Here is a 20,531-nt window from a genome sequence, read left to right as displayed (position 1 = left end):
CAGTGATTGGGAAGGTTAGTACGGCGCGACGGTGGACTCGTGGGCGTCGATACGCAGCGCGCGGTGGACCGGCGGGAAGGCTCGTTGCGCGCAATTTTCCCGGGTGCACACGCGACAGCCGGCCCCAATTGGGGTGGCGGAGGAGAGGTCCTCGATGTCGAGCCCCTCGGCGTACACGGTACGATCCGCGTGGCGCGCCTCACAACCTAAACCGATGGCGAAGAGCTTGCCGGGCTCGCCGTACCGCCCGCGGTGATGACGCACGGTCCGCGAAATCCACAGGTAGTTGCGGCCGTCCGGCATCTGGGCGAGCTGGCGCATGATGTGGCCTGGGTTAGTGAAAGTTTCGTAGACGTTCCAGAGCGGACAGGTTCCGCCACTATGGGTGAAGTGGAAGCCGGTCGCCGACTGCCGTTTGGACATGTTGCCAGCACGGTCCACACGGACGAAGGTGAACGGAATTCCGCGTAGGTTCGGGCGCTGCAAGGTGGAGAGCCGGTGGCAGATCGTCTCATAGCCCACGCCATAAATCTGGCCGAGGTATTCGATGTCGTACCGGGACTTCTCGGAGTCGGCGTGGAAGCTGCGGTAAGGCAGCATAAGCGCGGCTGCGAAGTACGAGGCTACGCCACGTAGCGCAAGCTGGTGAGACTCTTCAGAGGTAAACCGTGCTTCATCCACACAGGCGTGGATCTCTTTTCCTGCTTCCAAATAGCCCAGCTCGGCTGCCATGCGAAACGCCCGCTGGCCGGGGTGCAGACGCGTAGAAACGACAAGCTGCCGAGTGTCTCGGTCGAAGCGGTGCAGGGTGCCGTCGACATCTTGTGTGAGGCTGACGGTTACCCCGTGGTCGTCGACAAGCTTGCGCAGGATCGCATCTTCGGTAGCGCGGACGTCGCCTGGTTCGATGCTCAGCTTCTTGGCCAATCGCTCCGCCGCCGTATCGACGTGCCCGAGGTAGTTTTGCCTCGCGTAGAAGAAGTCTCGGACCTCCTCGTGCGGCATGGACAGGGCTTGGTTCGCGGGTGCGGGTGCGTCTGGGGTGAGAGAATTGCGCGTATCGACGGCCAGGCTCAACTTATCTCGCACATTGCGGTAACGCCGGTGCATGTCCACCATCGCGCGAGCTAGCGTGGGGTGGTTGTACACCATTTCGGATATTTCTTGCAGCTCGACAGTGGTGGGACAAATCTCCTTGTCGAGAACCACGTCTTGGACTTCCGCGAGCAAGCGGGAGTCGTCGTCACGCGAGAAGAAGGTTGCGTCCACGCCGAATGACTCGGTAATACGCAGCAACACTGGCACGGTGAGCGGGCGAACATCGTGCTCAATCTGATTCACATAACTTGCAGACAGACCAAGGGTGGCGGCCAGTGAAGCTTGGCTCAAGTCGCGTTCGCGCCGCAGCTGGCGAAGGCGAGAGCCCACATACGTCTTTCCCATGCAGACCAACTTAGCGTGATCACTGTCACCTTTGCAGCGAGTTTTCGCAAAATTTCGCAAAATTTAGCAGATTTACAAGATTTGCAAACCTGGCGAGAGTTTGGTTGCAGTGATGGGTTTATGTGCTATTTACGCAAAACTAATGTTGCGGAATTGAGCTATTGATGGCCAGGAAAGTTGCCGGTTAAAGCCAGTTTTTGCGGTTTTGTTCCGAGCGAAAAATGGGGCGCGGAAGGGCTAAAATTTTGCAACGAATTGCATTCTAATCCTTTCGATTGACAATAAACGGGGGCACCCGATTAGGGAGGGGGGGTTAAAGGATGAAAATAGGGAAAGATTTGTTGAGCATTATGGTTTGCCCACGTCAGCGGGTAAACCATGCGGGAGTGGCGAGAAAGTGTTAGGTAAGGCTTATCTAACACTGGAAACCTGCGATTAGTTCCATTATGTGAGCCATGTCACTGGCTTGACTCTTGACTAGTGAGTGCACACCAATGGGCCGTAAAGTAATAGCGACACTGGAGGTGCCATGACTGTTAAATTTGATGACCGTGACGCAGTAGCTCACGGCAAAATTACTGAAAAGCCGCTACGTGAGCGGCCATCCGTTCCTACTTGGGCGCTCAAGCTGACCATGGCGGTCACGGGCGTTATCTTCGGTCTTTTCGTGCTGGTCCATATGATCGGTAACTTGAAGATCTTTATGCCGGCTCATGACGGCGTTCACCACATCGATGAGTACGCAGAATTCCTGCGCACCATGCTGATGCCACTGTTCCCATACGGCGGTGTCCTGTGGATTTTCCGTATCGTTCTGCTGATCTGCCTCGTGCTGCACGTCTACGGCGCATTCGCTATCAAGGCACGTGCTGCGCAGTCTCGCGGTAAGTTCAAACGCACCGGAATGATGGGTGGCTTGAACACCTTTACGACCCGGTCCATGCTGGTCACCGGTGTCGTTCTGCTGGCCTTCATTATCTTCCACATCCTGGACCTGACCATCGGTGCGACTCCTATCGCTTCCGATACCTTTGCACACGGCGCTGCTTACGCAAACCTGGTTGCATCCTTTAGCCGCCCTGCCGTTGCAATCTTCTACATCATCGCGATGGTCGTGCTGTTCCTGCACCTGTCCCACGGTATCTGGACCGCTGTGAGCGACCTTGGTATCACCGGCAAGCGCTGGCGTGCAGTGCTGCTGTTCATCGCATACCTGGTCCCAGCCGCCGTCATGGTGGGCAACAGCCTGATCCCACTGTCCATCATGCTTGGCATCCTGAGCTAGGACGGAAGGTAAAAAATCTAATGAGCATTAACCCTGAAACTTCGACCAAGCCTGAGTTCACCGCTCCACAGTCTGCTGTGGCAGGCGTATCCGTGGGCTCCGTACTTGAATCTCACTTGCCAGTCGGCGTGTCCTACAAGGACGCATGGGAGTACCAGAAAGACCACTACAACCTGGTTTCCCCACTGAACCGTCGCAAGTTCCGCATCCTCGTCGTCGGCACCGGCCTGGCCGGCGCAGGCGCAGCTGCCGCTCTGGGTGAGCTGGGCTACGACGTGAAGTCCTTCACGTACCACGACGCTCCACGCCGTGCGCACTCCATCGCTGCGCAGGGTGGCGTGAACTCCGCTCGCGGCAAGAAGGTGGACAACGACGGTGCTTACCGCCACGTCAAGGACACCGTCAAGGGCGGCGACTACCGCTCCCGCGAAGCTGACTGCTGGCGTTTGGCTGTCGAGTCCGTGCGCGTCATCGACCACATGAACGCCATCGGCGCGCCATTCGCCCGCGAGTACGGTGGCACCTTGGCTACCCGTTCCTTCGGTGGTGTGCAGGTCTCCCGTACCTACTACACTCGTGGCCAGACCGGCCAGCAGCTGCAGCTCTCGGCAGCAGCAGCTCTGCAGCGTCAGATCCACAAGAAGTCTGTGGAGATCTTCACCCACAACGAAATGGTCGACCTCATCATCAACGAAGTTGATGGCAAGAAGGTTTGCCAGGGCGTTATCATGCGTAACCTGATCACCGGCGAGCTCAAGGCTCACACGGGCCACGCAGTGATCCTGGCTACCGGTGGCTACGGCAACGTGTACTACATGTCCACGCTGGCGAAGAACTCCAACGCATCGGCAATCATGCGCGCCTACGAGCGCGGTGCTTACCTGGCGTCGCCTTCCTTCATTCAGTTCCACCCAACCGGCCTGCCGGTCAACTCTGAATGGCAGTCCAAGACCATCCTGATGTCTGAGTCGCTGCGTAACGACGGCCGTATCTGGTCCCCACTGCAGCCAAAGGATGATCGCGATCCGAACACCATTCCGGAAGAGGAGCGCGACTACTTCCTCGAGCGTCGTTACCCTGCATTCGGTAACTTGGTGCCGCGCGACGTTGCTTCCCGTGGTATTTCGCAGCAGATCAATGCTGGTCTCGGTGTCGGCCCGATGCACAACTCCGTCTACTTGGACTTCCGCGATGCGATCGAGCGCCTCGGTGAAGACACCATCCGTGAGCGCTACTCGAACCTTTTCGAAATGTACGAGGACGCCATTGGTGAAAACCCATACAAGACTCCGATGCGTATCGCGCCTACCTGCCACTTCACCATGGGTGGCCTGTGGACTGACTTCAACGAGATGACCTCCATCCCAGGTCTGTTCTGTGCCGGCGAGTCCTCTTGGACCTACCACGGTGCAAACCGCCTTGGTGCTAACTCGCTGCTGTCTGCATCTGTCGACGGCTGGTTCACCCTCCCATTCTCGGTGCCGAACTACCTGGCAGAGCACCTCGGCGAGGCTCGCCTCGAAGAGGACTCACCCGCTGCAGTAAAGGCGCTTCAGGAAGCTCAAGCGCGCATCGACAAGCTGATGAGCATCCAGGGCGAGCATGGCCCAGAGTACTTCCACCGCCAGCTCGGCGATATCCTCTACTTCTCTTGTGGTGTGTCCCGAAACATCGAGGACCTCAAGAAGGGCATCGAGGATATTCGCAAGCTGCGCAAGGACTTCTGGTCCAACCTGCGTATCACTGGTTCCCCAGAAGAAATGAACCAGGTTCTCGAGTACGCAAACCGCGTTGCAGACTACATCGACCTCGGTGAGCTCATGTGCGTCGACGCCCTCGACCGCGATGAGTCCTGTGGTGCTCACTTCCGTGATGACCACCTCTCGGAAGAAGGCGAAGCAGAGCGCGACGATGAAAACTGGTGCTTCGTTTCTGCCTGGGAGCCAGCTGGCGAAGACAAGTTTGTTCGCCACGCTGAACCTCTCTACTTCGAAGCCGTCCCGCTGATGACAAGGAATTACAAGTAATGAAACTGACTCTTGAAATTTGGCGTCAGGCTGGACCAAACACCGAAGGTCACTTCGAGACCGTCCAGGTACCTGATGCAGTTGAGCAGATGTCCATCCTCGAGCTTCTCGACCATGTCAACGAAGGCATGATTGAAGCCGGCAAGGAACCATTCGCATTCGCTTCAGACTGCCGCGAAGGCATCTGTGGCACCTGTGGTCTAAACGTCAACGGTCGCCCGCACGGCGCTGACAAGAACAAGCCTGCCTGCCAGCAGCGCATGTACAACTACAAAGACGGCGACACCCTGAAGATTGAGCCACTGCGTTCCGCAGCGTTCCCGGTCATCAAGGACATGGTCGTTGACCGTTCTGCGCTGGACCGCGTCATGCAGCAGGGGGGCTACGTCTCCGTTGACGCTGGCACCGCCCCGGATGCAGACACCCTGCACATGAACCACCAGACCGCTGAGCTCGCACTGGACCACGCTGCCTGCATCGGCTGTGGCGCTTGTGTTGCTGCCTGCCCTAACGGCGCAGCTCACCTGTTCACCGGCGCTAAGCTCACCCACCTCAAGCTCATGCCAATGGGCAAGGAAGAGCGCGGTAAGCGTGCTCGCCAGATGGTGGATGAACTCGAGACGAACTTCGGACCTTGCTCGCTGTACGGTGAGTGTGCTGACGTTTGCCCGGCTGGTATCCCGTTGACCGCAGTGGCTGCGATCAACAAGGAGAGGGCTCGTGCTTTCTTCTCGGCAAAGGACAACTAAGCTGTAGGTAACTGCAGCTGTAAGAAAGGCGACACCATCGTGATGAACGACACCAAGCGTGAGTACCAGGAATTTCCTGTGTACGAGAACTCCCTCGAGGCTAACTACGTCGACGGTTACGTCCCGGTGAGCTACGAAGCACCGCATTCCTCCCTCGTCCGCTCCATCACGTGGATCGGAATGGGCCTGGTGCTGGCGTCACTGGCTGGTTTTGGTACCTTGCTTTTCGGACTGGCCTCCAACACCGTCGGTTCGCAGAGCAATTGGGACATGTATGCCATGATCGGCGCCGTGCTTGGTGTCGGCATGCTCGTGGTTGGCTTTGCAGCGATCTATGTTGGTCGCCGCAACCTGCGTGAGTGGCGCGCCCGCACTGGTCGTAAGGACTAGTCCCGCAAGTTAGGCTTCCGCCAGCTCATTGAGATCGCAACGGCCCGTCGAAAAGCAATATCGCTGCTTTTCGACGGGCCGTAGGCTTTCGCATCCATTGCCGAGCCGGTAGACACAGGGGAGAAAGGAGGTCGTTTCTTGAAGTACCGCACGTTGTTGTTGATCCTCACTGGGATCATGACGCTCCTGATAGCTATCCAGTTTGGGGTAGAAGGTATCCACTTGCTGCAACAGGGCAGATGAGTCCCCGAAAGGGGAAAGTAATACACTGGTGCGCATGTCTGTGCCTTTACCCTCTCCGATGCCCACTCCCAGTGATGAAATTGCGCGTCGAAAAACGTTGCGGCAGCACAAGCTGCTGGCTACCGGCCTGTTAGTGCTGGCTGCGCTGGTATACCTTGGCTGCCAGTGGTTGCAGAGCCGAGGCAACGACGCAAGCTGGCTCGGCTATGTGCGGGCAGCTGCGGAGGCCGGAATGGTCGGCGGGTTGGCGGACTGGTTCGCGGTGACTGCTCTGTTTCGGCACCCGTTGGGGTTGAAGATCCCCCATACGGCGATCGTAAAGAACAAGAAAGACCAGGTCGGCGTGGCGATGGCCGACTTTATCAGCACGAACTTTCTCAATGCCGAGCTTATTACGCAAAAGGTTCGCGAAGCAGGCATTCCAAACCACATAGCGAACTGGCTGAGTGAGCCAGAAAACGCACAAAAAGTATCGCGGGAAGCGGGTCAATTGACCGCAAACGTGGTGCGCGCGCTCGATCCGGCAGATGCCGAGCAAGTTATCCAAACGATGGTGTTGGACAAGGCCACGGCACCGATCTGGGGACCACCGCTGGGACGCTTGCTGGAACAACTCATCGCAGACGGTAAGACCGAGCCCCTGGTCGAGGAAATCGCCGGATGGGTCAACACGAAAGCTCGCGAGTCTGAGGCCAGCATCGTAGCGATGATCGACGAGCGGATGCCCACCTGGGCGCCCAGGTTCGTCAACGACTTGGTGGGCGATAAGGTCTATCGTGAAATCGTTGCTTTTACCGGAGCGGTGGCCGCCGAACCCAATCACGAAGCACGACAGGCAATCCGGCGGTTTATCAACAACCTGGCGCAGGACCTGCAGTTCGACGGCGTGATGATTACCCGTGTTGAGGAGTGGAAGCAAGAAATCATGGCTGCCCGCGCAGTGCAGGAACTACCTGCCACCCTGTGGGCCGCAGGCTCGGCCTCACTCATCGAAGCCGCCGGTAACCCGGAGTCCCTGCTCAGGACCAAAATCACCGAGCTATCCCTTACCTGGGGGCGCAACCTAGCCGACGACGCCGAGCTCCGCACCAGCTTGGACCGAAAGATCACAAAGGCAACGAAATTCCTGGCAGACAATTACGCACCCGCAGTGGCAGAAATTATCTCGGAAACCGTCGCCCGCTGGGATACGGATGAAGCTTCCGACAAGATCGAGCTCATGGTGGGCAAAGACCTGCAGTACATTCGCGTCAACGGCACCGTGGTCGGCTCGCTGGCCGGATTGGCGATCTACACCGTGTCTCAGCTGTTGTTCTAGTGCGGGCCCAGCCTGACGCAAGCGATGTTGTTCTTCGGGGCTGCTAGGATGACATTCTGGCCCCCATCTGGGCAAATGCTACCGGGAAAAACCCGGGTTCAACCGGGAATCACACACCCAAGGAGTTCGAATGACGGTCTTTGTCGCAACGATCAGCTACGCGACCATGGTGTTTTACTTTGCGATCGCCCTGGCCGGGATCGTCGGGGCGGTGCTCGCCGGAATGACCCGCGAAGATGCCTTCACGGCCGCTGATCGGCAGCCGAAGATGGTGTGGGTGGGCATTTTGGTGGCAGCTGCGCTGGTAGTGCTACTGCGTTTTCCATTCCTGTCTTGGATTGGCATTGTCGCGATCGGCGTCTATTGGTTCGATGTCCGCCCACAGATCAAAGACATCCTCAGTGGCAATTACGGCTGGTAACACACCGTCTAGCTTCCCTATTCAACTCATCTCGACAGGTATTACTCACCATGCACATTGACCGGGCGGACCTCGCCATGCTCATCGACTACACCCTGCTCCAACCGACTGCTACCGCGGAGGATGTGGCAGCTCTGCTGGCAGATGCGAAGCGCTTGGGAGTGCCCACGGTGTGCGTCTCGCCGTCGCTACTGCATGCGACGTCCGATACGGAGCTGCGGGTGGCAACGGTATGTGGCTTCCCCTCGGGCAAACATCACCCGCTGATTAAGGCGACTGAGGCGCGCTTCGCAGTGCAAAATGGCGCAGTGGAAATCGACGTGGTTGCCGATCTTGGCAGCGTGGCCACGAAAGATGAGTACGCACTGCTTTCCGAGCTCGTGGCGATCCGGGAAGCGATCACCGATCAGGTGCTGCTCAAAGTAATCCTGGAAACCGCTGCCTTCGATCGGGAGACCATCGAATTTGCCGCACGCACCTGCGCGAAAGCGGGCGCGAACTTCGTCAAGACCTCCACGGGTTTTCATCCGGCCGGTGGCGCGAGTATCGAAGCAGTGCGGATCTTGCGGGACAGCGTACCCGCTAGCGTGGGCGTGAAGGCATCGGGAGGGATCAGGGATTACGACACCGCATGCGCGATGATTGAGGCGGGAGCCAGCCGCCTAGGCGTGTCTAACGCTGCTGCTGTGCTTCGCTAAGTGGCACGTCGTTGCCGGAGAATGCGATATCCAGGATGTCGTTTTGCACCCGGATTTCGTCCACTGAAAGATTGCCGCCGGCATTGGCCGCCTGCTTATCTAGAGCGTCAGTGATGGCAGCAGTCGCTTGCTGAGGCAGATTGAAACCGAACAGTTGCGCGTTTTCCGCTTCGAAAGTGACGGATCCGTCGCGCGAAGTAGGTCGAATGCTCAAGTTGGCGGCGCCATCGGTAAAGGTAACGTCGATAGTTCCCTTCTCGCCGTTTGCTTGCACGTCGGTGACCCGCACAAAGTTAGCCATCAGTTGTGACGCGATGTCATTACCCTGCGAGGCCTGTTGCTGCGCCATGGCGAGCTGGATTTGGGCGAGAAGGTACTTCTCGGGCAACTGGGTGTGCACCACGAGATGGCCAGCAATCGGATTGTTGGGATCAGCGGTATCCAGGTCGCTGATCTGCAACTGAGCTGCTGGCGTGCCCACCACGGACGGCGGGTTGCCCTCGCTAATGTTCAATGTGGACGGGGTGTCGATGTCAACGCTCGGGATGTTCTTAGTGAGCGCCGAAAGCAGCAACGGTGTTGGGCCGAAGGAAATCGACGCGTCCGCAACGCTTTGTGCGCTTGCCTGACTACCACTGTCCGCGACCAGCTGCTTCTTCATCGAATCACTGATGTACCAACGCAGACCGAACTCGGCGACGATCATCAGGATCACGACGACAAGCGCCACACTGATCAGGACTTTCCAAACCAAGGAACCTTTACTTCGAGTACTCACAAGAAACCAGTGTTGCAGAAGTGCCCGCTAGTTCGCCACCAGATCCCAGGGCACGGTGATGATGTTGTCGCGGATACGACGGCGAATGGGGGTGAGAGGCCAGGCGTCGTTAAGCAGCAGCTCTCGGGCCTTGCGCCACCGCACCCGTGGCCCGTAGGGCGACCACCCGGCGGTGCGCGCCCAGGCGTCGTCCATAGCCGTGAGCAGGCGATTGATCGGGGTTCCGGGCACATTGTCATGGATCAAGCGCTTGGGCAGTCGCTCGGCTAGGTCGCTGGGCTTATCGACGTCCATCGGGTCCCATGCCATTGTGAGGGACTTAGGGCCGGTGCGGTCGAGAAGCACCCAGCAGGAGCGACGCCCCAGCTCGTCGCAGGTGCCCTCCACGAAGTACCCACCGGGGGCGAGTCGGCTACAGACTTCTCGCCAGGCGTCCTCCACCTGGGCGACGTCATACTGGCGGAGCACGTTGAACGCACGGACCAAGTTGGGGGTGTAACCGGATAATTCAAAGCCACCTAACTCGAAGGTGACGCCGTCCCGAGGTGGCAATACCCGCTCCGGGTTAATCTCCAGGCCGGTGACTTGGATGTCTGGGGCGATGCGTCGCAACCACCCGGCCCATTCGACAGTGGTGGTGTGCGAGGCGCCGTAGCCTACGTCGAGCGCCAGTGGGCGAGGGAGTGCTAGTGCCGCGCGGATGTTGGGATCGTAGTGCATCCAGCGGTCGCAGCGCCTCAGGCGGTTGATATTCGTGGTCCCCCGGGTAATAACGCCCAATGGCCGACCACTGCTCGCGGTAAACCGGAGGTTATGAGCGTGGTCGGCCATTGTGACGCGTATCTGGGGCTAGCGGGCTAAGCGGGTCTTGCTACAGGTTTTCCGCGATCCACTTTTCGGTCAGCGCAGCTTCGTTAGCGAAAAGCTCGCCGAGGGCATCGGCAACCTTTGGCTCGATAGCTGGGCCCATGAATGGGATGTTCACCGAAACCTCGTTGTTGTAAGCCAAGGTGGTGGTGTCTGCACCGGAAATAGTGATGTCGCCTTTGAAGTCGACAGGGGTGCCTTTAACGTCTGCAGTGTAGGAAGCCTGCGCGGTGTCGCCGATGAGAGAGCCCACCTTCACCACGCGCTTAACCTTCAGCGCCTGCGAAATCATTGCCTGGACTGCCTCTGGCAGCAGGTCTTGTGGCAGGACCTCAAAGAGCACTGCCTCTGCGCCGTTGTCATCCTTGTTGAAGGAGTTCACTTCACCTGGTTCGGTGGAGAGGTTTGCTACGTTGTACGCCCAGTATTCAGCGCTGGAGTAGGCCTCCAGCACCTTTGCTGGTGGGAAATTGATCGTTACGGTGTTCTCGCTACGCGTTGCCATAAGCTACAGACTACCGTTAGAGGGGTGCGTGACCTATCTCTGACCCAGAAATTCGCCGAGATTTACCCGGAGCTTGTTGCTGTCGCCGGCGTGACGATGAGCGATGAGCCGTTGTCGCAGCGCACGACGCTGCACGTTGGCGGACAACCGATTGCCACTGTGACCTGCACTTCTATCGAGGCGATCGTTGCGGTAGTAACCACTTGCGATGCCAATCACATCCCAGTGCTGATCGTGGGCGGCGGCTCGAATTTAGTCATCGCAGACGGCACTGTGGACTGCGTGGCTGTGCTTGTGGCGTGCGATGAAATTACCGTGAACCTCGCCACCGGGCTGGTGCAAGCCGAAGCAGGGGCGGTCTGGGATGAAGTCGTGGAACTAGCGGTCGCCTCTGGACTCGGTGGCATCGAGTGCCTTTCGGGAATCCCCGGATCCGCCGGGGCGGTTCCCGTGCAAAACGTTGGCGCCTATGGCGCGGAAGTCTCCGATGTGCTCACCCGGGTGCGCTTGCTGCACCGCGACACAGGCATTGATGAGTGGGTCCCTGCCAGCGAACTCGAGTTGGCGTATCGATACTCCAACCTCAAATTCACCTCCCGTGCGGTCGTGCTGGCCATTGAGATGCAGCTAAACCCGGACGGTCTTTCTGCCCCGCTGCGCTATGGCGAACTTGCCCGCAGCCTCGGTGCCACCGCTGGGGGGCAGCGCCAACCAGCCACCCAGGTCCGGGAAGCAGTGCTGGCATTAAGGCGTGCCAAAGGCATGGTCTACGACGTGACCGACCACGACACCTGGTCCGCGGGATCCTTCTTCACCAACCCGGTCGTAGACGCCGAACGTGCCGAGCAAATCGCAGCACGCTTCCCAGACCAGCAAGTTCCGCGTTACCCGGTGGCAGGCACCGAAGAAGTGAAAATGTCAGCTGCTTGGCTGATCCAACACGCGGGCTTTGACAAAGGGTTTACACTGCCACCCGGTCGCGCCGGGCTGTCAACCAAGCACACCCTGGCACTCACCAACCGTGGCGAGGCCACGACCGCCGACATAGTTGACCTTGCCCGCCACGTACGCGCCGGCGTGGCAGCGGAATTTGGGGTCCTGCTCGAGCCCGAACCCGTGTGGATCGGGATCGAGATTTAGCAGAAGCTAGCTCGTTTCACTGATGCCGTAGCGCTCTACGAGCTGGTCGCGCACTTCCCGACGTCGGATCTTGCCCATCTGGTCTTGTGGCAGCTGTTCGAAGTGGTAGAACTTGCGAGGCACCTTGTACCGGGTGAGCTTGGTACGACAGTATTCCTTCAGCGCCTCCGGGTCCATGGTGGCGCCCTCGCTAAGTGTTACTGCTGCGCAGACGTTTTCGGAGCCGTCTGCGCGGGGCATGCCGACGACCGCACATCCCACCACGTCTGGGTGCGCGCGGAGCACTTCCTCCACCTCCGATGGGTAGACATTGAAGCCGCCGGTGATGATAATTTCTTTGATGCGGGCGACAAGCCGGATGAAGCCGTCTTCTTCCATGACGCCGATGTCTCCGGTGCGGTACCAGCCGTTGTGGAAGGAGTTGGCGGTGGCTTCTGGTTGGTTGAGGTAGCCTTTGAAGACTTGTGGTCCGCGGGCGAGTACTTCGCCTTCGGTGCCGTCTGGTTGGGTTTTGTCGAGGTTATCTGGGTTGGCGATGCGGATGTCGGTGTCGGGGAAGGGGATGCCGATGTAGCCGGGGCGTCGGTTGCCGTCCATGGGGTTGCCGACGAGGATGGGGGAGCATTCGGTGAGGCCGTAGCCTTCGACGAGGCGTCCGCCGGTGAGGCGTTCCCATTTCTCCACCGTCGATACCGGCAGGGTAGATGCGCCGGAGAAAGAGTTGCGAACTCCAGTGATGTTTACCCCGAGTTCCTCAGCGGTTTCGGCGATTTTCTCGTAGAGCGTCGGCACGCCCGGTAGCCAGGTCGGGGTGTTCTTCCGCATGATCTTCATGATGAGTTTGATATCTGGGGCAGGCAACAAGATCAGTTCTGCGCCACAGTGGATACCAATGAGCACTGCCATGGTCATGCCGTAGGCGTGGAACATCGGCAAGGCGGAGAGGAACTTTTCCTTGCTTTCGCCGAGTCCGGGCACCCACGCCAGACCATGTACGAGGTTGGCAACGATGTTGCCGTGGCTGAGCTGCGCGCCTTTGGGGGCACCGGTGGTGCCGGAGGTGTAGAGAATCACAGCTACTGTGTCTTTGGTGACAAACTCGGGTGTTTCGATGTCTTGGCCGGTCCCGCCAAGCGCATGACCGAGCAACAATTCCCAAGGCACCGTGTTGGGGGCTTCACCGCTGAGCTTCGTGCGGGCCTTCTGCAACTGCGGAATAGGTAGCCGCAATGCGGCACGCTGCACGGTAGGCATAGCGTTGATCATGTTGACAGACACGATCGTCTCTAGCGGGGTGGTTTCGCGGAGTTTTTCGAGCATGGGTGCGGATTTGTCCCAGCAGATGGCGACGCGGGCTGCGTGGTCTTGGAAGGGGTGGGTGAGTTCGTGTGCGGTGTAGAGGGGGTTGTGTTCGACGACGGTGGCGCCGAGTTTGAGGATGGCGTAGAAGGCGATGATGTGTTGTGGGCAGTTGGGTAGCAGGATGGCTACGCGGTCGCCGGGGCGGACGCCGAAGGCACGGAGGCCGGCTGCTGCGCGGCGTACTTGGGCATCGAGCTCAGCATAAGTCTGCGAACGGCCAAAGAAGGTGGTAGCCACGCGGTCGCCGTGGATGGCCAAGGTGTTGTCGTAGGAATCGAGCAGTGTGAGATCACCGTAGTCGAGGTGGGGTGGGGTCCACTCAGCGTACTCATTGAGCCAGGCCTTGGTTTCAAATGCAGACATCGGAGCTGTCGAACCTCGTTTTCTTTCGCGTTGATCTTTGGCCGTTGTTTTCTTTTGCAAAAGTATAGCGAGGTCGACAACCTGTCGGCGTCAATGCGACATGTAAGTTATGTCGCTCAAACTAACTTGGGTTGCCTCCGTAGCGGGCAATCAGTTGGGCTTGGACTTCCCGACGTCGGATCTTGCCCATCTGGTCTTGTGGCAGCTGTTCGAAGTGGTAGAACTTGCGTGGCACCTTGTACCGGGTGAGCTGCTCCCGGCAGTATTCTTTTAGTCCTTCTGGGTCGAGCGCGGCTCCTTCGACGAGAGTGATTGCTGCGCAGACGTTTTCGGAGCCGTCTGCGCGGGGCATGCCGACGACGGCGCATTCCTTAATATCGGGGTGGGCAAGCAAAACCTCCTCCACCTCCGACGGGTAGACATTGAAGCCGCCGGTGATGATAATTTCTTTGATGCGGGCGACAAGCCGGATGAAGCCGTCTTCTTCCATGACGCCGATGTCTCCGGTGCGGTACCAGCCGTTGTGGAAGGAGTTGGCGGTGGCTTCTGGTTGGTTGAGGTAGCCTTTGAAGACTTGTGGTCCGCGGGCGAGTACTTCGCCTTCGGTGCCGTCTGGTTGGGCTTCGTCGAGGTTATCTGGGTTGGCGATGCGGATGTCGGTGTCGGGGAAGGGGATGCCGATGTAGCCGGGGCGTCGGTTGCCGTCCATGGGGTTGCCGACGAGGATGGGGGAGCATTCGGTGAGGCCGTAGCCTTCGACGAGGCGTCCGCCGGTGAGGCGTTCCCATTTCTCCACCGTCGATACCGGCAGTGAAGACGCGCCAGAAAAGGCTGCGCGCACGGAGGAGATGTCCAAATTGCTTTCTACCGCGGCTTCCACGATCTTTTCGTACAGTGCGGGTACGCCTGGGATCCAAGTGGGTTTGTATTTCTTCATCACTTGCATGATGAGCTTCATATCGGGTGCTGGTAGCAGGACGATTTCGGCACCGCAGTAGACGCCTTCCAGCGCGACCATCGTCAGCCCGTAGGCGTGGAACATCGGAAGCGCGGCCAAAAAGACTTCTTTTTGTTCGCCCAGGTTGGGGACCCAGTGTTTGCCTTGGATCATGTTTGCGGTCATGTTGCCGTGGCTGAGCTGCGCGCCTTTGGGGGCACCGGTGGTGCCGGAGGTGTAGAGAATCAGGGCGATGGTCTCCGGAGTGACAGACTCCGGGGTTTCGATGTCGCGACCAGATCCACCAAGTGCGGAGCCGATCAGCACTTCCCAAGGCACGGTGTTGGGAGCCTCGCCAGTTAACTTGGCCCGAGTCTTCCGCAGCTGCGGGACCGGCAAGCGCAGGGCCAGTCGTTGCAGCCGTGGCATCGCTTCCGTCATATCCACCGAAATAATCGTCTCCAGTGGGGTGGTTTCGCGGAGTTTTTCGAGCATGGGTGCGGATTTGTCCCAGCAGATGGCGACGCGGGCTGCGTGGTCTTGGAAGGGGTGGGTGAGTTCGTGTGCGGTGTAGAGGGGGTTGTGTTCGACGACGGTGGCGCCGAGTTTGAGGATGGCGTAGAAGGCGATGATGTGTTGTGGGCAGTTGGGTAGCAGGATGGCTACGCGGTCGCCGGGGCGGACGCCGAAGGCACGGAGGCCGGCTGCTGCGCGGCGTACTTGGGCATCGAGCTCAGCATAAGTCTGGGTCCGGCCGAAGAAGTTCAACGCGGTTCGGTCGGCGTTGAAGGCGAGATTGTTGTCGTAGGCATCCAGGATCGTGAGGTTTCGGTAATCCAGGTTGTGAGGAACCCACTCAGGGTAGTGCTTGAGCCATGCTTTGGTATCCGCTGCCGACATGAAAGACTGTGCTCCTGATTCGATGAATGTTAGTTACGTCTGCGTAAGTTATGTTCTTCGATAGCTAGTATATGCCTATTGATTTCGTAGCTTTTTGGGGTAGGTCTGCTGTGACGGGCGTCGAAAAGCGCAATTACACTGGTGGCTATGCGTATCGCGATGATTTCCATGCACACCTCTCCGCTGCAGCAGCCGGGCCAGGGTGATGCCGGTGGCATGAATGTCTATGTGCTGAACTCGGCGAAGAAGTTGGCGGAGCAAGGCATCGACGTGGATGTTTACACTCGGGCGACGCGTCCAAGCCAAGGGGAAGTTGTTGAGGTCGCACCCCGGCTGCGGGTAATCAACGTGGTGGCGGGGCCCTATGAAGGTCTGGAAAAAGAGGATCTCTCCACGCAGCTGGCAGCGTTTGCGGGTGGGATTTTGGTGTTCGCGAGGTGCCAAGATCTCTCCTACGACCTGGTGCATTCGCACTACTGGCTGTCCGGCCAGGTGGGTTGGCTGCTTCGCGACGTCTGGCAGGTCCCGCTCGTTCATACCGCGCATACTCTCGCGGCGGTGAAGAATTCTCATCGTGCGGCGCATGACAGCGCCGAGTCGGAGGCTCGGCGGATTTGTGAGCAGCAGATCGTCGATAATGCGGACCGGTTGGTGGTTAATACCCATGAGGAGTGCCGTGACTTGGTGACTCACTATGACACCGATGTCACCAAGGTGGCCGTGGTGCCTCCGGGCGTCGACATTGAGCTGTTCAACCCCGGTAGTGATCGCGCTACGGAACGCTCACGACGCTATCTAGGAATTCCACTACATGCCAAGGTGGTGGCGTTTGTCGGCCGATTGCAGGTGTTTAAAGGCCCGGACGTGCTCATTCACGCGGTCGCCGAACTATTGCGACGCCAACCATATCGCAATGTGAGTGTGATCATCTGTGGTGGTCCTTCTGGCGCATCTACCCGGCCGGATCACTATATTGAACTGGCTCGGGAGTTGGGGGTTGACCGGCATATTCGGTTCCTGCATCCGCGACCACCAGAGGAACTCGTCACTATATACCGCGCAGCTGACATAGTTGCGGTACCGAGCTACAACGAATCCTTCGGCTTGGTGGCAATGGAAGCACAAGCTACCGGAACGCCCGTGATAGCAGCGCGCGTGGGCGGCTTGCCTATCGCGGTGGCGGAGGGGGAGACCGGCACGCTTGTCGACGGCCACGACCCGTCAGACTGGGCCGATGCCCTAGAAGCAATGCTCGACGATGATGAGACGCGCATTCGGATGGGCGAGGACGCGGTGGAGCATGCTGCAGCCTTTTCGTGGACTAACACTGCAGAACGCTTGGTCTCGGTATACAACGATGTGTTGGTCTCCGAAGGAGTAGAACCTTGTTTCCGGCGCCATGCCGAAGGGGTGTGAGCCATTAGGAGGTGTCAAAGGTGGGTAATGCCCAGCGGGAGGCATGGGAAGCTGGCAAAATGGATCGCATGACTACTGGAAAGCTAATTTTGCTGCGCCACGGACAAAGTGAGTGGAATGCTTCTAACCAATTCACCGGTTGGGTTGATGTCAACCTGACCGAAAAGGGTGAAGCAGAGGCTAAGCGCGGTGGACAAATGCTGAAGGAACAGGGCATTCTCCCGGATGTGCTCTACACGTCCTTGCTGCGTCGCGCGATCCGCACCGCCAACATTGCGCTGAATGAAGCAGATCGCCACTGGATCCCAGTCGTTCGTGACTGGCGCCTCAACGAGCGTCACTACGGCGCACTTCAGGGCCTGAATAAGGCTGAAACCAAGGAAAAGTACGGCGAAGAACAGTTCATGGCTTGGCGACGTTCCTATGACACCCCGCCACCTGCCCTGGCCGATGATTCTGAGTACTCCCAGGTCGGCGACGTTCGCTACGCCAACCTGGATAAGGTCCCGGCGACTGAGTGCCTGTTGGACGTGGTGAAGCGATTCGTGCCTTACTTCGAAGAAGAAATCTTGCCTCGCTTGAAGAACGGCGAAAATGTCATGGTTGCAGCCCACGGCAACTCCCTGCGCGCGCTAGTTAAGCATCTCGACGGCATTTCCGACGAAGATATCGCGGCTCTCAACATTCCAACCGGCATTCCGCTGGTGTACGAATTCGATGAAGATGGCCAGGTGCTCAACCCAGGTGGCACGTACTTGGACCCAGAAGCGGCTGCCGCTGGCGCGGCTGCTGTCGCAGCTCAGGGTGGCAAGTAACTGTCCGTTATTACTAAGTTACTGACCATCAACGTCACGTAAATGTCAGCGACCCTCGCATTCGGAGCGGGCGTGGTTTGTGCCGCGCTCGCTTTTCCGGCTGCAGATTTCCTGCGCAAGAGCGTCAAACGGCGGCGCGCCGCGGCCACGCTCACCACCGCGGAAGTCACCACCGTCAGCCAGGTATTACACCTGGCGATGCAGGGCTCACCGACGGGCATGGTGGTGGTGGATCGTGCCGCTGAGGTGATCCTGTCAAACGGTCGTGCACACGAGATGGGGATTGTGCATGAGCACACCCTCAATGACCAGGTGTGGCGGGTGGTAGAGGAAGTTTTCGAGGATCTGGAGACCCGTGCGGTGGATCTCCAACTTCCCAGGAGAAGAGCGGGGTCGCGCGTCACTGCCATTCAGGCGGTAGTGAAGCCCCTCACGCTGGTAGATAGTCGCTTTATGGTGATTTATTCCACCGACGAATCCGAAAACGTCCGGATGGAATCGGCAAGGCGTGATTTTGTGGCAAATGTTTCGCACGAGTTGAAGACCCCGGTGGGGGGCAATGGCGCTGCTCGCCGAAGCCCTACTTGAGTCGGCTGATGATCAAGACTCGGTGGAATACTTCGGCGCGCGCCTGCACAAAGAGGCGCACCGCATGGCAGACATGATCAACGAACTGATCTCTTTGTCGAAACTGCAAGGTGCTGAAGCGCTGCCAGACATGGAACCAATCAGCGTTGATGATGTGGTCAATGAGGCTATTTCGCGCGTGCAGCTCTCGGCTGACAATGCCAACATTCGTCTCACTTCTGGACGCAGTTCCGGCAAGTTTGTCAACGGCGACCACTCGCTCCTAGTCACCGCAGTGGCGAACCTCATAAGCAACGCAATTAACTATTCGCCGGATTCAACTCCAGTGACAATCACTCAGAAGATTACGGGTGAAAACACGGTCCAAATCCGCGTCACCGATCGAGGTATCGGGATAGCTCCCGACGACCAGGCTCGCGTTTTCGAGCGGTTTTTCCGCGTCGATAAGGCTAGATCGCGCACGACCGGTGGTACTGGGCTAGGTTTGGCTATTGTCAAGCACGTGGCGGCAAACCACGGTGGCGAGATCAAGTTGTGGTCTAGGCTTGGCACTGGGTCAACGTTTACGCTGGAATTGCCACTTTATACTCCCAATTCTGGTGTGCCCCATGCGCCCGAATTGGCTCCCGAATTACCCACAGCAAGGCATGGTCGCGTACTCCAACGCGGCGAAAGGAATAAAGCACAATGACGAGCATCCTGATTGTCGAAGACGAAGAATCTTTGGCGGACCCACTGGCGTTCCTACTGCGCAAAGAGGGTTTCGACACCACCTGGGCGGCCGATGGGCAGCAAGCGTTGGTGGAGTTTGAGCGAAGCGATTTCGACATCGTCTTGCTTGACCTCATGCTTCCAGGGATGTCTGGCACCGACGTGTGCAAGCAGATCCGTGGCGTGTCCTCGGTGCCCATCATCATGGTGACGGCCAGGGATTCGGAGATCGACAAGGTGGTTGGCCTGGAGCTGGGCGCCGACGACTACGTGACCAAGCCGTATTCCTCCCGCGAGCTCATCGCCCGCATCCGGGCGGTGCTGCGCCGTGGCGGGGAGCCGGAAGTAATGGAAGATGAAGACGAACAGATCCTCACTGGGGGTCGGGTTCGCATGGATGTGGAACGCCACACTGTGAGTGTTGATGGGGTTAACGTGCCTATGCCGTTGAAGGAGTTTGACCTCCTTGAGTACCTGTTGCGTAATGCGGGCCGAGTGCTCACCCGAGGTCAGCTCATTGATCGAGTGTGGGGTGCGGACTACGTGGGGGACACCAAGACGCTCGACGTGCATGTCAAGCGTTTGCGTTCCAAGATCGAGCTAGAGCCTTCGCGCCCGAAGCAGCTCCTTACGGTCCGAGGCTTGGGGTATAAGTTCGAAGCCTAGGACTGACCGTAGTTGCGCGGTTGGCCCGCTGCGGTGGCCGGGTGTGTCGCAAAGGGGTCAGCCCCACTGCCACGGAGCTGCGCTTTTGCTGCTGCTCGGGAGGCGCAGTGCTGCGCGACGATGTCGTAGCATTCGTCGCCGATGAGAGCGCGCAGCTCGGTTTCTAGTGTTTTCCAGATTGGTGCCGAAGCCGTGTGGCATCCGGGCGCGGTGGTGCAGTACCAGTCGAAGTCTTCGCCGCCGTTTCCCCAGCCCCGACGATCGTATTCGGTAATTGTGGTGCGGAGGATTTCCACGCCGTCCGCGCGATCTTCGTAGGCCTCAAGGCGACGCAGCGGCAATTGCCAGCACACCTCCGGTTTCACGATCGTTAGATCCTCACCGGCGTCTGCTCCCCATTGGTGGAGGGCGCAGCCCGCGCCGGTTGGGTGCCCGGGCCGATTAGCAAAAATGCAAGCCCCATCCACGACGACGGTTTTGAGCGCTGGTTCCGGGTTGCCGTCTTCGTCGTCGAGTTCGTCCCATTCGAGCCAAGGTTCCAGTTCTTCGGGCTCGAAGTGCTCGGGGAGGTTTACTGGGCGGAGCTGCCAAAAGCGTGGCGGCATGCGACGAACGGCGTCGGCAAGCTGGTCGCGGTCTTGTTCGTCGACTAGGAAGGCGCCGTGGCCGCAGCAACCCACGGCGGGGTTCGTCGCGTCGATGCCGTGGCAAGCAGGCGTGCCGAAGGTGCAGTGCCAGTGGGATTCGAGCCAGGTCAGGTCGACCACGATGGTGTGTAGCGGGTCGCTGGGGTTGGTGAATTCGTACCAGTCCCGGGCAAAATCAGGGGCCAGTTCGGCGCCTGCGCTTATCGACGCCGCTGCCGGAGAATTCGCCGGAAAGCCGAGAAATACAGGGGGATTCACACTT

19 protein-coding genes and 1 pseudogene are annotated in these 20,531 nt (G+C 58.8%); 12 read left to right on the top strand and 8 right to left on the bottom strand.

Annotation, left to right across the window (positions count from 1 at the left end):
* Positions 1 to 15: 15 nt before the first annotated feature.
* The gene (gene ramB / locus CEPID_RS10875) at positions 16 to 1,443 is read right to left on the bottom strand and encodes an acetate metabolism transcriptional regulator RamB (RefSeq protein ID WP_047240975.1); all 1,428 of its coding nucleotides are present in this window, start codon (positions 1,441 to 1,443) and stop codon (positions 16 to 18) included.
* A gap of 529 nt (positions 1,444 to 1,972) precedes the next feature.
* On the opposite strand from ramB, the gene CEPID_RS10870 reads away from it, so the two are divergent.
* From CEPID_RS10870 to CEPID_RS10855, 4 genes are read left to right on the top strand one after another with little or no spacing between them, the layout of a single operon-like run.
* Complete coding sequence (locus CEPID_RS10870) at positions 1,973 to 2,728, top strand: succinate dehydrogenase cytochrome b subunit (protein ID WP_047240974.1); 756 nt, start codon at positions 1,973 to 1,975, stop codon at positions 2,726 to 2,728.
* Positions 2,729 to 2,748: 20 nt separating this feature from the next.
* On the top strand, positions 2,749 to 4,755 hold the full coding sequence (locus CEPID_RS10865; RefSeq protein WP_047240973.1) for a fumarate reductase/succinate dehydrogenase flavoprotein subunit: 2,007 nt from the start codon (positions 2,749 to 2,751) through the stop codon (positions 4,753 to 4,755).
* The gene (locus CEPID_RS10860) at positions 4,755 to 5,504 is read left to right on the top strand and encodes a succinate dehydrogenase/fumarate reductase iron-sulfur subunit (RefSeq protein ID WP_047240972.1); all 750 of its coding nucleotides are present in this window, start codon (positions 4,755 to 4,757) and stop codon (positions 5,502 to 5,504) included. Before CEPID_RS10865 ends, CEPID_RS10860 begins: the two co-directional genes overlap by 1 nt.
* 42 nt (positions 5,505 to 5,546) lie before the next feature.
* Positions 5,547 to 5,894 carry a membrane protein gene (locus tag CEPID_RS10855; protein ID WP_047240971.1) on the top strand — a complete coding sequence of 116 codons (348 nt, stop codon included), beginning with the start codon at positions 5,547 to 5,549 and terminating at the stop codon, positions 5,892 to 5,894.
* 9 nt (positions 5,895 to 5,903) lie between these two features.
* Here the strand turns inward: CEPID_RS10855 and CEPID_RS13200 are convergent, their stop codons facing one another.
* Positions 5,904 to 6,173 carry a hypothetical protein gene (locus tag CEPID_RS13200; RefSeq protein WP_144413520.1) on the bottom strand — a complete coding sequence of 90 codons (270 nt, stop codon included), beginning with the start codon at positions 6,171 to 6,173 and terminating at the stop codon, positions 5,904 to 5,906.
* Positions 6,174 to 6,195: 22 nt separating this feature from the next.
* Here CEPID_RS13200 and CEPID_RS10850 point away from each other — a divergent pair, with 22 nt between their 5' ends.
* The 3 genes from CEPID_RS10850 to deoC all read left to right on the top strand — a co-directional run bounded on the left by CEPID_RS10850 (position 6,196) and on the right by deoC (position 8,574).
* Entirely contained in the window at positions 6,196 to 7,455 is a 1,260-nt protein-coding gene (locus CEPID_RS10850) for a DUF445 domain-containing protein (protein ID WP_047240970.1), read from the top strand.
* A gap of 130 nt (positions 7,456 to 7,585) precedes the next feature.
* Complete coding sequence (locus CEPID_RS10845; protein ID WP_047240969.1) at positions 7,586 to 7,876, top strand: DUF2516 family protein; 291 nt, start codon at positions 7,586 to 7,588, stop codon at positions 7,874 to 7,876.
* A 50-nt stretch (positions 7,877 to 7,926) separates the two neighbouring features.
* Entirely contained in the window at positions 7,927 to 8,574 is a 648-nt protein-coding gene (deoC, locus tag CEPID_RS10840) for a deoxyribose-phosphate aldolase (protein WP_047240968.1), read from the top strand.
* Here the strand turns inward: deoC and CEPID_RS10835 are convergent.
* From CEPID_RS10835 to CEPID_RS10825, 3 genes are read right to left on the bottom strand one after another with little or no spacing between them, the layout of a single operon-like run.
* Positions 8,549 to 9,352, bottom strand: coding sequence for an LmeA family phospholipid-binding protein (locus CEPID_RS10835; RefSeq protein WP_158408047.1), 804 nt, complete (start codon positions 9,350 to 9,352; stop codon positions 8,549 to 8,551). The two genes, deoC and CEPID_RS10835, sit on opposite strands and share 26 nt — an antisense overlap.
* A gap of 27 nt (positions 9,353 to 9,379) precedes the next feature.
* Positions 9,380 to 10,183, bottom strand: coding sequence for a class I SAM-dependent methyltransferase (locus CEPID_RS10830; protein ID WP_047240967.1), 804 nt, complete (start codon positions 10,181 to 10,183; stop codon positions 9,380 to 9,382).
* 40 nt (positions 10,184 to 10,223) lie between these two features.
* Positions 10,224 to 10,724, bottom strand: a complete 501-nt coding sequence (locus CEPID_RS10825; RefSeq protein WP_047240966.1) for a DUF2505 domain-containing protein — start codon at positions 10,722 to 10,724, stop codon at positions 10,224 to 10,226.
* A gap of 24 nt (positions 10,725 to 10,748) precedes the next feature.
* Here CEPID_RS10825 and CEPID_RS10820 point away from each other — a divergent pair, with 24 nt between their 5' ends.
* On the top strand, positions 10,749 to 11,864 hold the full coding sequence (locus CEPID_RS10820) for a UDP-N-acetylmuramate dehydrogenase (protein ID WP_047240965.1): 1,116 nt from the start codon (positions 10,749 to 10,751) through the stop codon (positions 11,862 to 11,864).
* 6 nt (positions 11,865 to 11,870) lie between these two features.
* On the opposite strand, the gene CEPID_RS10815 is transcribed toward CEPID_RS10820, so the two are convergent.
* Both CEPID_RS10815 and CEPID_RS10810 read right to left on the bottom strand, forming a co-directional pair.
* A complete protein-coding gene (locus CEPID_RS10815; RefSeq protein WP_047240964.1) occupies positions 11,871 to 13,589 on the bottom strand; it encodes a long-chain-fatty-acid--CoA ligase in 1,719 nt (572 codons plus the stop codon).
* 121 nt (positions 13,590 to 13,710) lie between these two features.
* A complete protein-coding gene (locus CEPID_RS10810) occupies positions 13,711 to 15,426 on the bottom strand; it encodes a long-chain-fatty-acid--CoA ligase (RefSeq protein WP_047240963.1) in 1,716 nt (571 codons plus the stop codon).
* Between the two features lie 147 nt (positions 15,427 to 15,573).
* Here CEPID_RS10810 and mshA point away from each other — a divergent pair, with 147 nt between their 5' ends.
* The 4 genes and pseudogenes from mshA (at position 15,574) to CEPID_RS10790 (ending at position 19,622) form a co-directional block, all read left to right on the top strand.
* Positions 15,574 to 16,842 carry a D-inositol-3-phosphate glycosyltransferase gene (gene mshA, locus CEPID_RS10805; RefSeq protein ID WP_047240962.1) on the top strand — a complete coding sequence of 423 codons (1,269 nt, stop codon included), beginning with the start codon at positions 15,574 to 15,576 and terminating at the stop codon, positions 16,840 to 16,842.
* 68 nt (positions 16,843 to 16,910) lie between these two features.
* A complete protein-coding gene (locus tag CEPID_RS10800; protein ID WP_047241534.1) occupies positions 16,911 to 17,657 on the top strand; it encodes a phosphoglyceromutase in 747 nt (248 codons plus the stop codon).
* 42 nt (positions 17,658 to 17,699) lie between these two features.
* Positions 17,700 to 18,936, top strand: a pseudogene (locus CEPID_RS10795) (sensor histidine kinase).
* Positions 18,933 to 19,622 carry a response regulator transcription factor gene (locus CEPID_RS10790; RefSeq protein WP_047240961.1) on the top strand — a complete coding sequence of 230 codons (690 nt, stop codon included), beginning with the start codon at positions 18,933 to 18,935 and terminating at the stop codon, positions 19,620 to 19,622. Before CEPID_RS10795 ends, CEPID_RS10790 begins: the two are co-directional and overlap by 4 nt.
* On the opposite strand, the gene CEPID_RS10785 is transcribed toward CEPID_RS10790, so the two are convergent.
* Positions 19,619 to 20,527 (bottom strand): hypothetical protein, encoded by a 909-nt coding sequence (locus CEPID_RS10785; RefSeq protein ID WP_047240960.1) that lies wholly within the window; start codon positions 20,525 to 20,527, stop codon positions 19,619 to 19,621. The genes CEPID_RS10790 and CEPID_RS10785 overlap by 4 nt on opposite strands.
* Positions 20,528 to 20,531: the final 4 nt, after the last annotated feature.

Origin of the sequence: Corynebacterium epidermidicanis, assembly GCF_001021025.1 — a bacterium.
Lineage (GTDB): Bacteria > Actinomycetota > Actinomycetes > Mycobacteriales > Mycobacteriaceae > Corynebacterium > Corynebacterium epidermidicanis.
Note: the sequence above shows the minus strand (reverse complement) of the source record. Positions and strands in the feature narration are given on the sequence as shown.

Bases quoted from the DNA above. Each gene is read 5' to 3' on its own strand.
- CEPID_RS10800 (WP_047241534.1), top strand. From the start codon at position 16,911: ATGACTACTGGAAAGCTAATTTTGCTGCGCCACGGACAAAGTGAGTGG.
- CEPID_RS10825 (WP_047240966.1), bottom strand. From the start codon at position 10,724: ATGGCAACGCGTAGCGAGAACACCGTAACGATCAATTTCCCACCAGCA.
- CEPID_RS10815 (WP_047240964.1), bottom strand. From the start codon at position 13,589: ATGTCTGCATTTGAAACCAAGGCCTGGCTCAATGAGTACGCTGAGTGG.
- CEPID_RS10860 (WP_047240972.1), top strand. From the start codon at position 4,755: ATGAAACTGACTCTTGAAATTTGGCGTCAGGCTGGACCAAACACCGAA.
- CEPID_RS10850 (WP_047240970.1), top strand. From the start codon at position 6,196: ATGCCCACTCCCAGTGATGAAATTGCGCGTCGAAAAACGTTGCGGCAG.
- CEPID_RS10855 (WP_047240971.1), top strand. From the start codon at position 5,547: ATGAACGACACCAAGCGTGAGTACCAGGAATTTCCTGTGTACGAGAAC.
- ramB (WP_047240975.1), bottom strand. From the start codon at position 1,443: ATGGGAAAGACGTATGTGGGCTCTCGCCTTCGCCAGCTGCGGCGCGAA.
- CEPID_RS13200 (WP_144413520.1), bottom strand. From the start codon at position 6,173: ATGCGCACCAGTGTATTACTTTCCCCTTTCGGGGACTCATCTGCCCTG.
- deoC (WP_047240968.1), top strand. From the start codon at position 7,927: ATGCACATTGACCGGGCGGACCTCGCCATGCTCATCGACTACACCCTG.
- CEPID_RS10870 (WP_047240974.1), top strand. From the start codon at position 1,973: ATGACTGTTAAATTTGATGACCGTGACGCAGTAGCTCACGGCAAAATT.
- CEPID_RS10845 (WP_047240969.1), top strand. From the start codon at position 7,586: ATGACGGTCTTTGTCGCAACGATCAGCTACGCGACCATGGTGTTTTAC.
- CEPID_RS10830 (WP_047240967.1), bottom strand. From the start codon at position 10,183: ATGGCCGACCACGCTCATAACCTCCGGTTTACCGCGAGCAGTGGTCGG.
- CEPID_RS10790 (WP_047240961.1), top strand. From the start codon at position 18,933: ATGACGAGCATCCTGATTGTCGAAGACGAAGAATCTTTGGCGGACCCA.
- CEPID_RS10865 (WP_047240973.1), top strand. From the start codon at position 2,749: ATGAGCATTAACCCTGAAACTTCGACCAAGCCTGAGTTCACCGCTCCA.
- mshA (WP_047240962.1), top strand. From the start codon at position 15,574: ATGCGTATCGCGATGATTTCCATGCACACCTCTCCGCTGCAGCAGCCG.
- CEPID_RS10810 (WP_047240963.1), bottom strand. From the start codon at position 15,426: ATGTCGGCAGCGGATACCAAAGCATGGCTCAAGCACTACCCTGAGTGG.